General features: G+C 72.1%; 11 protein-coding genes. 10 read left to right on the plus strand and 1 reads right to left on the minus strand.

Going from position 1 to position 13703, the window contains the following annotated elements:
• Positions 1-181 precede the first annotated feature (181 nt).
• Both OG510_RS12905 and OG510_RS12910 read left to right on the plus strand, forming a co-directional pair.
• Complete coding sequence (locus OG510_RS12905) at positions 182-1396, plus strand: S8 family serine peptidase (protein WP_406136910.1); 1215 nt, start codon at positions 182-184, stop codon at positions 1394-1396.
• A gap of 144 nt (positions 1397-1540) precedes the next feature.
• The gene (locus OG510_RS12910) at positions 1541-1951 is read left to right on the plus strand and encodes a DUF3592 domain-containing protein (protein WP_406136911.1); all 411 of its coding nucleotides are present in this window, start codon (positions 1541-1543) and stop codon (positions 1949-1951) included.
• 13 nt (positions 1952-1964) lie between these two features.
• Here OG510_RS12910 and eccCa read toward each other — a convergent pair whose 3' ends face one another.
• Entirely contained in the window at positions 1965-6119 is a 4155-nt protein-coding gene (gene eccCa / locus OG510_RS12915) for a type VII secretion protein EccCa (RefSeq protein WP_406136912.1), read from the minus strand.
• Between the two features lie 218 nt (positions 6120-6337).
• Here eccCa and eccD point away from each other — a divergent pair, with 218 nt between their 5' ends.
• The 8 genes from eccD (at position 6338) to OG510_RS12955 (ending at position 13698) form a co-directional block, all read left to right on the plus strand.
• On the plus strand, positions 6338-7726 hold the full coding sequence (eccD, locus tag OG510_RS12920) for a type VII secretion integral membrane protein EccD (protein ID WP_406136913.1): 1389 nt from the start codon (positions 6338-6340) through the stop codon (positions 7724-7726).
• 88 nt (positions 7727-7814) lie between these two features.
• The gene (gene eccB / locus OG510_RS12925; RefSeq protein ID WP_406136914.1) at positions 7815-9317 is read left to right on the plus strand and encodes a type VII secretion protein EccB; all 1503 of its coding nucleotides are present in this window, start codon (positions 7815-7817) and stop codon (positions 9315-9317) included.
• 107 nt (positions 9318-9424) lie between these two features.
• On the plus strand, positions 9425-9775 hold the full coding sequence (locus tag OG510_RS12930; RefSeq protein WP_406136915.1) for a hypothetical protein: 351 nt from the start codon (positions 9425-9427) through the stop codon (positions 9773-9775).
• A gap of 99 nt (positions 9776-9874) precedes the next feature.
• On the plus strand, positions 9875-10159 hold the full coding sequence (locus tag OG510_RS12935) for a hypothetical protein (RefSeq protein WP_406136916.1): 285 nt from the start codon (positions 9875-9877) through the stop codon (positions 10157-10159).
• 2 nt (positions 10160-10161) lie between these two features.
• Positions 10162-10593 carry a hypothetical protein gene (locus OG510_RS12940; protein WP_406136917.1) on the plus strand — a complete coding sequence of 144 codons (432 nt, stop codon included), beginning with the start codon at positions 10162-10164 and terminating at the stop codon, positions 10591-10593.
• Between the two features lie 183 nt (positions 10594-10776).
• Entirely contained in the window at positions 10777-12858 is a 2082-nt protein-coding gene (locus tag OG510_RS12945; protein WP_406136918.1) for a hypothetical protein, read from the plus strand.
• Positions 12858-13379, plus strand: a complete 522-nt coding sequence (locus tag OG510_RS12950; protein ID WP_406136919.1) for a YbaB/EbfC family nucleoid-associated protein — start codon at positions 12858-12860, stop codon at positions 13377-13379. Before OG510_RS12945 ends, OG510_RS12950 begins: the two co-directional genes overlap by 1 nt.
• On the plus strand, positions 13372-13698 hold the full coding sequence (locus OG510_RS12955; RefSeq protein ID WP_406136920.1) for a hypothetical protein: 327 nt from the start codon (positions 13372-13374) through the stop codon (positions 13696-13698). The genes OG510_RS12950 and OG510_RS12955 overlap by 8 nt, the downstream gene beginning before the upstream one ends.
• Positions 13699-13703 lie beyond the last annotated feature (5 nt).

Raw genomic sequence — 13703 nt, forward strand, 5'->3', positions numbered from 1 at the left:
GCTGCCGGACCGGCCGATCCGGAGCTGACTGGACCGGAGGTGACCCGCTGACCCGACCGGACATGACCTGGCCCGACATGGCCCGACCGGACCGGAGCTGACCCGGCCGACCGGACCGGAGGTGACTCGACCGGAGTCGACCGCGTCCGACCGATCCGGCCCGGTCGATAGGATCATGAGCATGTCGCCCCGCCCCGCACAACTCCCGGCCGCAGCCGCCCTCGTCGTGCTCATCGCGGGTGCCGCCACCACCGTGGGAGCGGCCGCTCCCGCCGTGGCCGACGGCTCCGCGACACTGCCCGCGGTCTCCTCCGCCCCACCCGCGGCCGGCGGCTGTGTCCGGCCGTCGAAGAAGCACTCCGATCTGACGCCCTGGCCGCAGCGGTACATCGCGCCCTCCAGGGCCTGGCCGTCGGCGCGCGGCGCGGGGGTGACCGTGGCCGTGGTCGACACCGGGGTCGATGCCGGCGGGGCTCCCGCGCTGGCCGGGCGGGTGACGGCCGGGCCCGATGTCGTGTCGGGCGGGGCCGCCGGGAAGGACTGCATCGGGCACGGCACGTTCGTGGCGGGGATCGTCGCGGCCGCGCAGAAGCCAGGCGTCGGCTTCGCGGGGGTGGCGCCCGCGGCGAAGATCCTGGCGGTCCGGGTGACCGGTAAGGACGGTTCCGCCAGCGCCGACCATGTGGCGGCCGGGATCCGGGCCGCGGTGGCGGGCGGGGCGCGGGTGGTGGACGTGCCGCTGGCGCTGAACCGCGGCAGCGCCTCGCTCACCTCGGCCGTACGGGATGCGGTACGGCACGACGTCCTGGTGGTGGCCCCGGCGTACGGAACGAGCACCGTGTCGGGGGACGCGGCCCCGGCCGCCTACCCGGCAGCGGTGCCCGGGGTGCTGGCCGTCGCCGGGCTCGCGCCCGGGGGCGGCTCCGACCAGAAGGCCGCGCCCGCGACGGCCCCCGCTGTCGCGGCCCCCGGCACCAGCCTCATGAGCGTCGGCCCCGGCGGCAGCGGGCACTTCAGCGGCAGCGGCGCCGACCTGGCGACCGGTTTCGTGACGGGTACGGCCGCGCTGGTGGACAGTTACCGTCCCGGTCTGACCGTCCAGCAGCTCACCGACCGGCTCACGTCGACGGCGTACCCGGGGGCGGCGGGCAGCCGGTCACTGACCGGCGCGGGAACGGTCGACCCGGCGGGCGCGGTCACAGCCGTACTGCCCACGTCCGCGCCGCGCCCCGCCCGGCCCGAACCGGCACCGCGACTCGCGGCCAGTACCGGGCACAGCGCCCACGCGGGCGCGCTCGCGGTGGCGGGCGGGGCGGCGGGGCTCGTCGCGCTGACGGCGTTCCTCGCGGTGGTGCTGCCCCGCGCACGGCGCCGGGGCTGGCGCCCGGGGGTCTGAACCGGGCGTCATGAGGCACGTCCCCGGCGTCGGCACGTGGGTGTTGGAGAACCGCGCCTTCCTGTCCCGCGTCCTTCCACGGTGAGACGGAACGGCCCCGTCCGGTCGATCCGTGTGGCACGCAGCCGAGGGAGACGAGAGTTCATGGGTCCTGAACAAGGGGCGATATCCATCATGGCGTTCGGCCTGATCTTCGGGGCCGTAGGCGGCACGATCCTGTTCAAGACGCACTGGCTCCGGCGCCACGGGGCACGGGCCTGCGGCACCGTCGTCCGGCTGGCCCGGAGTTCCGGGGAGAGCGGGACGAGCTACCACCCGGTGGTGCAGTACACGACCGGTAACGGACGGACGATGGAGGTCAGGTCCTCGCTCGGGAAGAGCAGGAGGACCAGCCTCCACCCCGGCACACCCGTCACCATCCTCTACGACCCGGCCAAGCCGCAGCGGATGGCCATCGACGGCTACTCCGGCGGCGGCAGCATGGTCGTCTTCTGTATCTTCGGAGCCGTGATCTTCGTGATGGGCCTGCGGATACTGCTGTCGACGGTGGCGTGACGGAGCGTCCGGTTCAGAGTTGTTCCTGCCCTTCCTCCGCCGCCCGCTCGTCGCGCAGCGCCGTCTGTATCTGCACCGTGCTGCGGCGCGTGATGTACAGGCCGCGGCCCGGCGGGAGCAGGCGGGGCTTTGTGCCGGTGATGATCTGGCCCTCGGTGGGCGGGCAGGACAGTTGCAGGACCGGGGTGTTGGCCTCGACGAGACGGCGCAGCAGTTGGTCCGTCATCATCGAGCGGGACGCGCCGTTGGCGCTGCGGGCCACGATGATGTGCAGCCCGACCTCCGTGCCCTGCGCGAGGTACGGAAGCAGCGGGGCGAACGCGTCGGGGCCGCCGCTGCCGATCAGCTCGTAGTCGTCGATGACGACGAACAGCCGCGGGCCCTTCCACCAGTCGCGTTTCGCCAGCCGCTCCGGTGCGATGTCGGGGCCCGGCACCCGGTCGGCCATGGCGCGCGCCGAGCCGCCGACCATCTCCTGCAGCTGGGCGGGGCCGACCGCGTATCCGAGGCGGTGCGCCTCCGGTACGGCGCCCGCGAGGCGGCGGCGGTAGTCGGTGACCATGACGCGGGCCTCGGTGGGCCCGTAGCGCCGGGTGATGGCGTCGCAGACCATCGCGAGCAGGTTGGTCTTGCCCGATTCGGCGTCCCCCACCACGACCAGGTGCGGGTGCTCGTCGAAGTCGTGCCGGAAGACGTCCAGCTGGACGTCCCGCAGGCCGATCGGGACGCGCAGGTCGCCGTCCGGTGCGGGCAGTTCCGACGCGGGCAGGGTGAGCGGCAGCATCCGTACGGGCGGGGCGGCGGGGCCGTCCCACGCGGCGGCCGTCTCGCGGACCAGGGCGTCCACCCCGTCCGAGAGGGTGTCGACCGAAGCGTCACCGTCGATCCGGGGCAGCGCGGCCAGGAAGTGCAGCCGCTCGTCGGTGAGTCCGCGGCCGGGGGTCTTCGGTACGGTCGCGGCGGCCCGCATATTGATCGCGGAGTCGACGGGGTCACCGAGCCGCAGCTCGAAGCGGGTGCCGAGCTGGTCGCGCAGGGCGCTGCCGATCTCGCCCCAGCGGGTCGCGGCGACGATGAGGTGGACACCGAAGTTGAGTCCGCGGGACGCGATGAGCGTGAAGGTCGGCACCAGGTCCATGAAGTCCTGGCGGATCGTGTTCCAGCCGTCCACGACGAGGAAGACGTCGCCGTACGCGTCGTCGGCGAACTCACCGGCCGCTCGCCTGCGCCGGAAGTCGGCCATGGAGCCCAGGCCGTGCTCGGCGAACTGCCGCTCGCGGCGGGCGATCAGCGCGGTGATCTCGGCGACGGTACGGAGCAGCCGTTCCGGGTCGAGACGGCCGGTGACACCGCCGACGTGCGGGAGGCCGGCGAGCGCGGAGAGCGCGCCGCCGCCCAGGTCCAGGCAGTAGAACTGCACCTCGCGCGGGGTGTGGGTGCGGGCGATGGCGGTGATGACCGTACGGACCAGGGTGCTCTTGCCGCTCTGCGGGCCGCCGGCGATCCCGACGTGGCCGCCCGCCCCCGACAGATCGGCGGTCAGCTCGTCGCGGCGCTGGTCGAAGGGGCGGTCCACGATGCCGACCGGCACGGTCAGCGGGCGGCGCGGGGCGGCCGAGCCGGGCGGGGGCAGCAGCAGGTCGAGCGTGGGCGGTTCGGTGAGCGGGGGCAGCCACACCTGGTGGGCGTGCGGGCCGGAGCCCTCCAGCCGTTCGACGGCGACGCTGAGCAGGCTGGCGGCAGCGGCCTCCTCGCCGGGAGAGGCCGGTGAACCGGCTTCGGGGGCGGCCGTGTCGGGCTCGGCCCGCGGCAGTTGCCGCGGCGGCACCCAGCCCGCGTGGAACGGCACGACCTGCCCGGCGACGACCGCCTGGCGGGCCGCGGGCCTGACCACCCGGTAGGGCCCGGAGACGAAGGCGGCCTTGAACCGGGTGAGGGTGCCGACGTCGTTCTTCAGCAGGCCGCTGCCCGGCTGCGGCGGCAGCTCGTACGCGTCCGGGACCCCCAGCACACCGCGGCTCTCCATCGCGGAGAACGTCCGCAGCCCCACCCGGTAGGAGAGATGGGACTCCAGCTGGTGGATACGGCCCTCGTCGAGCCGCTGCGAGGCGAGCAGCAGATGCACGCCGAGGCTCCGGCCGAGCCGTCCGATCATCACGAACAGGTCGAGGAAGTCCCGGTGCGCGGCGAGGAGTTCACTGAACTCGTCCACGACGACGAAGAGGGTGGGCAGCGGGGCGAGGGCGGTGCCGGTCTCGCGGGCCTTCTCGTACTCCAGCACCGAGGCGTAGTTGCCCGCCTTGCGCAACAGCTCCTGCCGGCGCATCAGTTCACCGTGCAGGGCGTCCCGCATGCGCTCCACGAGCGCCGTCTCGTCGGCGAGGTTGGTGATGACGGCCGAGGTGTGCGGCAGCCGGTCGAGGCCGAGGAAGGTCGCGCCGCCCTTGAAGTCGACGAGTACGAAGTTGAGCGTCTCGGACGAGTGGGTGAGCGCGAGGCCGAGCACCAGGGTGCGCAGCAGCTCGGACTTTCCGGAGCCGGTGGCGCCGATGAGCATGCCGTGCGGGCCCATGCCGCCCTGCGCCGACTCCTTGATGTCCAGGGTGACCTGGCTGCCGTCGGCGGCCAGGCCGACAGGGACGCGCAGCCGGTCGCCGGGTGCGCGCCGCTCGTGCAGCCGGGCGAGGTCGGCGGAGTGCAGATCGTGGATGCCGAGCAGCCCGGTCAGCTCCTGGTCCTCCTGGAGCGGCTGCTCGGAGCGTGCGGTGACACCCAGCCGGTAGGGGGCGACCGCGGCGGCCAGCGCACGGGCGGCGCGCGGGCCGAGGGTCTCGGGGCGGCCGATCGAGGTCTCGGTGGCCTTGCCGTCCGGGTCGGTGGTGACCATCGCGAGGTCGCCCGCGGTGATCCGGAAGCGCAGGGTGCCGCGTGCGGGGGCGGCGCCGTCCAGGGCTCCGCGCACATCGACGACCAGTGCGTTGCGGTAGCCGTGCTCGGCGATACGGGCCCCGGCGGGGACCGCGGCCGTGTCCAGCACGATCACGGTGTACGGTTCGTCGCGGCTCGGCTCGGCGCCCGGCTCGAAGGGCGGACGCCCGCCGAACTCCTCGCCCAGCAGCGGTTCCAGCTCCGATACGGCTTCCGCGACCAGCCGTGCGGTGCCCGCGCCGTCCGTGTCCGACTGGTGCTGGGCGTGCGGCAGCCACTTCACCCACTCCCAGGCGGGGAGCGCGCCGCCGTCGGCGACGACCACCACGGCGAGGTCCTCGGGCGCGTGCAGGACGGCGAGCTGGCCGACCACGGCGCGGGCCAGACCGCGCGCCGCCTCCAGATTGCGTGCGGCCGCGGTGGCTTCATCGGCGCCGGAGATGCGCGTACTGCCGGAGCCGCTCGTACCGCCGGGGCTGTTCGCACTGCTGGGGCCGTTCGCGCTGCCGGACTCGCTCGTACCGCCGGACCCGTTCACGCCGCCCGGCCCATTCGTACCGCCGGACCCGCCCACGCCGCCCGGCAGCAGGACCACCCGGGCGAAGGAGCGCAGCCGGACCGCGATCGGCTGTCCCGGCACCGTCGAGTACGCCCGGATGAACCGGCGTAGCGCGTGGGCGCAGAGCGGTTCGAGGTCCTCGACGGGCTTGGTGGAGAGCGGGTTGAGGGTCAGCGCGAGCTGACGGGTGCCGGTGGCGACCCGGACCTCGGCGAAGTCCTCATGGGTGGTGCGCCGCTCCCAGAGCCGGCCGCCACGCGCCAGGGAGACGAGCGAGCCGGGCTCGGGGTGGTGCCAGGCGTCCGCCCTGCGCTGCTCGTCGATGGCCTTGCGGATCCGGCGGCGGCTGGTCGCCAGATAGCGCAGGTAGTCGCGCCGCTCGCCGCGCAGCCGCCGTTTGCGGTCACCGGCCGCACGGATGAACTGGCTGACCAGCATGCCGACGGCGGACAGCATCATCATCCCGATGGCGACCCACATCAGTACGCCGCTGCTCTCGCCCGGCCTGATGAAGATCAGCACCATGCCGAGCGAGCTGAGGGCCATGGGCAGATACGTGACGACGCCGCCCATGGCTCCCTGGGACTCGGGCAGCGCGGGCGGTTCCTGGAGGGTCAGCTCACCCTGCGGCAGCTGCGGGCCCGGCCGGCGCGGTGGACGCCGGAACGTGACGGTGCTCAAGAGGTCTGGGCCTTCCTCGTCCAAGGAGACAGGTGGAATTACCTGTGGGTCAACGGGCGGATAAGAAACAGTTGTCCGTTGTTGCCGCAGAACAATTTCATCGGCCACCCAGCATTGCGGGCGGAATGGTTGATCCGATGATCGGTTCGAACTCACGATAGTGTTCGCCCCGTTCCCGGGTCGACCCGCACCCCCGGACGGGAGAGAATCGAAACGCCGTGAGCGACACCACCGTCGGATTGTGCCGAATAACTGTAAGAGCGCCCGAAAATTCCTATGAGTTGGGCGTCCCGGTCGACGTACCGCTCGCCGATCTCGTTCCCGTACTCGTCGAGTACGCGGGCGGAAACCTCCACGAGGAGGGCTCGGCCCAGGGCGGCTGGACCCTCCAGCGGCTGGGCGCCGCGCCCCTGGACGAGGAGGGGACTCCGCAGTCGCTGGAGCTGCGCGACGGCGAGACGCTGTATCTGCGGGCCCGTCACGAGTCGCTGCCCGAGGTGGACTTCGACGATCTGGTCGACGGCATCGGCGAGACCTTGCGGGCCCGGCCCGACACCTGGCGCCCCGCGCTGACCAGACGGCTGCTGATCGGGCTGGCCGTCGCCGGGCTGACGGCGGCCCTGTTCACCGTCGCGCTGCCGGGCCCGGTCGGCTGGCGGGCCGGCGCGGCCGCCGTACTCGCCGTGCTGCTGCTCGCCGGGGCCACGGCCGCGTCGCGGGCCGTCGGGGACGCGGGGGCGGGCGCCGCTCTCGGACTGACGGCTGTGCCCTATCTGGCCCTGGCGGGTGCGCTGTTGCCCACCGCGGCGCACGGCGAGGACGTGTTCGGGCCCCGGCTGCTGGCGGGTGGCGCGGCAGCGGCGGGCGCCGCGGTCCTCGCGCTGGCCGCGGTCGGCGCGTTCGCCCCGCTGTTCCTCGGCGCCTTCACCGTCGCCCTGTTCACCGCGGTCGGCGGCATGGTCTGCGCGGCCGGTGTTCCGCTGTCGCACACGGCCGGATATCTGGCCGTGGGCGCGATCGCCACCGGCAGTTTCGTACCGGGTCTGGCCTTCCGGCTGGCGGGGCTGCGGCTGCCGCCGCTGCCGTCCAGCGCCGACGAACTCCAGGAGGGCATCGAGCCCTTCGAGGCCGAACGGGTCCGGGTGCGCGCCCGGCTGGCCGACGCGTACGCCACCGGCTGCTCGGCGGCGCTCGGGCTGGTCCTGGCGGGCTGTGTGACGGCGCTGCTCACCGGCCCCGCGTCGGACGGCTGGCCCGCGCCGGTCCTCGGGGTGGCGCTCGGTGTGCTGCTGCTCCTGCACACCCGGACCGTCGGCGGCGCCTGGCAGCGGCTGCTCCTGGCGGTGCCGGGTGCGTACGCCCTGGCCCTCGTGGCCTGCACGGACGCGGTCGGCGCCGGGATGCCGGGCCGGCTGGAGGTCACCGGTGTCCTGACGGTCACGGCGGCGGCCGCGATGATCGCCGCCTGGACGGTGCCCGGCCGCAGGCTGGTGCCGTACTGGGGGCGCGCGGCCGACATCCTGCACAGCCTGGCCGCACTCGTGCTGCTGCCGCTCGCGCTGCTGCTGGCCGGGGTGTTCGGCACACTGCGCGGCATCTGGGGCTGACGGCCCGCCGGCGACGAGATCCGTGAAACCCGTAGGGAGCCGGGCCCCAAGTGGGCCAGGCCCGTGGTGAGTCCAGTGAGGAACGTGCATGCAGTCCAGGCGTGACCAGGTCCAGGCCCATATGTTCATCATGGGCCGGCTCTCCTCCGGTATGCAGCGCGCCGAGCCGGACGCACCGGAGACCCCGACCGCCCGTACCTGGCGCGGCATCATGTGGGGGCTGCTGGCCGCCGCTCTCGCCGCGCTGGTCACGACGTTGTACGGGCTGATCTCGCCCGGCGGCGCGACGTCCTGGCGCACCGATGGGGCGCTCGTGGTGGTGAAGGACTCGGGGGCCCGTTACGTCTACGTCGGCGGCACCCTGCATCCCGTACTGAACGAGGCGTCGGCGCGGCTGCTGGCCGGGGACAGGATGACCGTCCAGCAGGTCGCGGCGGCCTCGCTGGGGGACACCCCGCGTGGGACGCCGCTCGGCATCGTGGGCGCGCCCGACGGGCTGCCGAAGGGCGCGCTGGACCGGGGCACCTGGTCGGTGTGCGCGGGACGCAAGGACACCGGAACCGGTGCCACCGGCACCGTCACCTCCGTGGTGATCGGCGCGGAGCCGGGCGGCGAGGGACTGGGCGCGCACGACGGCGTGCTGGTGTCCTCACCCAGTGGCGGGGTCCAGATCCTCTGGCAGGGGCGGAGGTTCGCGGTCGACACGAAGCACGGCGGGGCCGCGGCCCTCGGCTGGGCGGGCACCGCCCCGTACCCGGTCGGCGACGCCTTCCTCGCCTCACTCGCCGCCGGACCCGACCTGGCGGCCCCCGAGGTGCCGGGCCGGGGCGGGGCGGGACCGCGGATCGAAGGGGCGGCGAGCCGGACCGGCCAGCTGTTCACCGCCGACGGCGGCCAGCACTATCTGCTGCGCGAGGACGGACTCGTACCGCTGACCGACACCCTGCACCGGCTGCTGCTCGGCGATCCGCGCACCCAGGCGCAGGCGTACGGCGGCGGAGCGGTACGTGAACGGCCGGTCGGACCCGCCGACCTGGCCGCCCATCAGGTCCCGGCGTCGGCCGGTGCCTCGCTCGCCGCCGACCTGCCCGCCACCGCACCGCACGTGGTGCCGGCCGCGGCAGGTCAGGACGTGTGCGCGCGGGTCGCCTCCACTGGCCCGGGGCACACCACGACGGTGGCGCTGGTCGCCGCCGCGCAGGTGCCGGGCGGGGCGCCCGACGCCGAACCCGGCGTACAGGCGGGGTGCCTGACGGCGGACCGTATCTGGGTGCGGCCTGGCGCGGGCGCCCTGGTGACGGCCCACTCGACGGCCGGGACCGGCTCCACCCGCTATCTGGTCACCGACGCGGGCGCCGCGTACCCGGTGCCGGACGACGACGCCCTCAAGCAGCTCGGCTACCCGGCGGGCGACGCGGTACGGCTGCCCGCGCCGCTGCTCGACCTGCTGCCGGCCGGGCCCGCCCTCGATCCGCAGGCGCTGGCGACGGGCGGAATCGTACGGGCCGGGCAATCCGCCGCTAAAGGCGCCGGGAGCGAAAGGGCCGCAGGTGCGGGGAAACAATCCAATGAACGATGCGTCAACAATTGAGGCCAAAGCTCAAGTGAAGATCAAATATTGTTCCGGCAGGGTCAGTTGAGCACTCTGATGAGTATCGTGGCGACACATGTCCGAATCCTGATTGAATGAGGCCGACCATGGGTGACAGCAGCACGCCTGGACTGTTCAACCGGCAGCAAGTGGACGTCGACAAGGCCCGCGCGGCTCTGGAGAACCACGTGGCCACCATGGCCCGCGCGGGCGCGACGGTGTCGGCGATCCACGACGACGTGCGCATGGCCTACGTGGCCGACTCGTCCAGCATCTTCAGCAGCAAGCTCCAGCAGTGGATGCAGGCTTACAACGACGTCAAGGGCAAGGTCGACGCGCTGCACGCCTCGCTGGTGGCGGCCGACTCCATCCACAACACCAGTGAGATGGACGCCTCCCAGTACGCGAGCGCGTGGGACGGCGGCGGCAACGGCTACTACCAGGCACTCTCCGGCTGATCTGCGGCTGATCTGCGGCTGTTCCCAGGCTGATCCCCGGCCGGATCGCGTACAGCACTGCCTCCCCTCCCTCCCCACCTCCCGAAAGGACGACCGGACATGGCGGACGTCACACTCGAAGTCCAGCGCGCCAACGCGGCCATCGACGACATGGTCAAGGCCAACACGGACATGGTGAACGCGCTCACCGAACTGCTCAGCCAGCTCGGCCCCCTCAAGGCGTCCTTCTCGGGTCAGACCGCGACGGTCTACACGGACTTCCAGAACCAGGCCAACGCCGCCATCGAGACGATGAACTCGCAGTTCGGCACGGGTGCGCAGTCCCTGAAGGAAATGGTCGACGGCCAGGTCGCGGGTGACAAGCGCGGCTCCGGGATGTTCTGACCATGGCCAAGGACGAAAGCGACGACGACGGCACCGGCACCTTCAAGGTGACCGAGGGCTGGCTCAAGGGTGAGGCCCGCACCAAGGTCCTCGGCCTCCGGGACCTGCTCCAGACGGGCCCCGACTACGCGACGCTGGGCGAATACGCGACGGAGTCCGGCGTCCACAAGGGGCTCCTCGCGGGCTCGGGCACCCTGGGCCCCGACGCGACGCTGCACAAGATGTTCACCCAGCTCTGCTCAAGCTTCAAGACACAGCTGGACACCCTGGGGAACGGTTTCAACACCCTGTCGATCGACATGGCGACCGTCGACACCATCCTCCAGGACAGCGAGGACGACGCCGCCCTGACGGCGGCGGAGATGAACATGGAGCTGGCGAGCGCGCTCAAGGCGTTCGGCGGCACGTCCACGACCGCCCCGCCAGGACCGTAACTCCCGTACGCCGCCAATGGCACCGCCCGGCGTCACGGCCGGGCGGTGCCGGCCCGCCCGGCGCCGCGCGGCCTTCCGGACTGCCCGGCCACCCAACCGCCCGGCCTCCGCACCGCTCCACCGTCCGCACCGCTCGACCGTCCGCCCGCTCGACCGTCTGCATCGCACCGTAAGGAATCCACCATGGCCGACCCGAAGCCGGAGGACTCGTTCCCGGACCGGAAGTGGGAGGAGGCACTCGCGTTCGTCGCTCCCAAGGACGGCGACCTGGCCAAGGTGACCAACCGCGCGGATGTCACCAAGGACCCGTGGTTCAAGGCCGATCACGTGGTCAATCCCCTGTCTCATCGCGATGCGGGCAACCCCGGCGGCTATGACTACGGCTGGTCGCAGGGCTGGAGCAGGACCAGCTACGTGCAGCCCACCACCACGGGGAGCGGCGGGTCGACCACCACGGACTACACGTACCAGATCGGGTTCAGCCTGACGCCCGAAGTCGGGGAGAACGGCCCGGACACCGCGCTGTCCAAGTTCATCCACGAACCCTGGGCCATCATCGGCCCGCCGTTGAACACCCTGATCGGCAACTCCTCGATCAGCGTGGGCAGTTTCGACGACGGTGCGATGATGCTGCGCAACGTCCTCAACCATATGGACTTCGTCGAGAACGACATCAAGTCCTGGGTCAAGGACATCAACGTGCCGGACTCCGAGATGCAGGGCACGGCGGCCGGGGCCTTCAGGCGGGTCCTCGTGGCCGTACAGCAGCAGGTGGCCTACCTCCATCAGGAGGTGATGAGCTACGGGGACATCCCGACTCTCATCGACAGTGCGCGGGTCAAGATCCACGAGGCGATGCTCGCGCTGGTCAACGCGGCCGACGCCTACCGCAACGCCCCGGGCGCCTGGCCCGCCACCCATGTCCACGACACCTTCTTCGGTGCGCTCGCCACCGCCAAGCTCCAGTTCGACGCGGCCGGCGATCCCTTTCTCGATGTGCCGGGTCTCGGGGATCCGACGAAGCCGGACTTCTGGTCCACGCTGGAGCAGAAGTCGAAGGACTCCTGGCTGAAGGGGGTGGCGGACTCGCTCGACACCGTCGCCAAGCCGCAGATGGGTTACGTACAGACCGCCTACCAGGCCGCGATCGACGTGATCCCGCCGACGGCCATCACCATGCCGCCGTACCGCGATCTCAACGCGCCGAAGCCACCCGGCAACGACACCGACGCCCCGCCACCGCCCGGTAACGACACGGACGTCCCGCCGCCGCCCGGCGGCAACGACACCGACGTACCCCCGCCCGGCAACGACACCGACGCGCCTCCCGGCGGCGACGACACGACGCAGGCTCCGCCGCCCCCGACCTCGAAGGTCGACGGGCCGCCGAAGACCGAATCCAACGTCCCGCCCCCGCCTCCGCAGTCGAAGACGGACGGCCCGCCGCAGACCGACGGTGACAACACCGGCGCGAACAACACGCTGCTCGACAAGAACAACCAGGCGATCAAGGACTCGAAGGGCAACGAGACCCAGATCCCGCCCGGCTCCCACATCAACAAGGACGGCACGATCACCGGGCCCGACGGCAAGCTGCTGCTGGGCGCCGACAAGAAGCCCGTCGTGGCGCCGCCGAACTCCCACATCGGCAGCAGCAGCTACACGACAGGCAACAGCGGCAGCACCAGCAAGCAGCAGCTGAAGGAACAGCAGGAACTGCAGCAACAGCAGCTGAAACAGCAGAAGTCCAACCAGCAGCAGCAGCTGAGGGAGCAGCAGGACCTGCAGGAGAAGCAGCTGAAGCAGCGGAAGGCGCAGGAGGCCCAGGAGGTCGAGCAGGAGAAGGCTTACCAGCAGGCCCTCTCCCACGTCCGCGGCCAGGCCCGTACCGAGACCAGCAGCAATGGTTACGGGACCGGGGGCGGCGGCAGGAACAAGCTGAACCTGGAGGAGCCGCCGCCCCGGGCCGCCGAGAAGTTCCCCGGCAGCCGGGCCACCGGCGAGCCCTCCACCGCGGTGTCCGACCGCGTCCGGACGCGCACCTCGTCCGGCGCGGAGCCCGATCTCGCCGCCGAGACCGCGGTCAGGGAGTCATCGGCGATGAACCGTACGTCGTCCAACGGCCAGCCGATGATGCCGCCCATGGGGGGCGGCGGAGGCGGCGGGGGCGGTGGCGGGCGGGACCGCGAGCGCCGCACCTGGCTCGCCGAGGACGAGGAGACCTGGGGTACGTCCCAGCAAGCCGCACCAGGAGTGATCGGCTGATGGATTCCGGATTCCAGTCACAGCTCGACGAGATGATGGGCAAGCTCCAGGAGCACCGCGACTCCCTCGTCGCCGCCCAGCGCGAGCTGGCCAAGTACACCGTCACCGTGCAGTCGAAGGACCGGATGGTGACGGTCGTCGCGGGCGCCCAGGGTGACGTACGGGAGATCAAGTTCCATACGGACGGCTACCGCGACATGGCCCCGGCCGAGCTGGGTGCCGCGCTGGTCGAGGTCATCGGGCAGGCCAGGGAGCAGGCAGGGCAGAAGGTACGCGAGACCGCGTCGCCGTTCCAGGGCGCGGGCGCCGCGCTGCGCAGGTCGATGACCGGCGGCAGTGAACTGGACGATCTGATGGGCCCGTTGCGCGACATGTGGGCGGGACCCGCGGGCGCCGGCGGCTCCGCACCGGGCGGCAGCGGCAGCACGGGCCGGGGCGCGGGCGGGAACGGCACAGGCACGGGCAAGGGCGCCGGCCAGAACCCCGCGGCCAAGGGGAAGGGCGGTACCGCCGATGGCTGAGCAGATCACCACCATCGACCAGCTCAAGCAGCAGTTCGCGCAGTACCCGCAGATCGGGACGCTGATCAAGCAGATCGGCGACTACCTGGACCAGATCGACAAGATCAATATTGAGGGCGGCGGCAAGGACGACGACATCGCCAAGCAGTACCACGAGACCATCGACCCCGGTATGACCCATCTCCGCGACCTGCTGGCCATGCTCAAGACCCTGGTCGACCAGGTCGGGTACACGGGATCCGACGTGATGGGCCTGTTCGACCGGGTCGAGGACGAGGCCAAGGACCTGGCGAACAGCTGGCAGAGCGACGCCACATGATGCGG

It is taken from the genome of Streptomyces sp. NBC_01089 (assembly GCF_045162975.1).
Classification (GTDB): Bacteria; Actinomycetota; Actinomycetes; order Streptomycetales; family Streptomycetaceae; genus Streptomyces.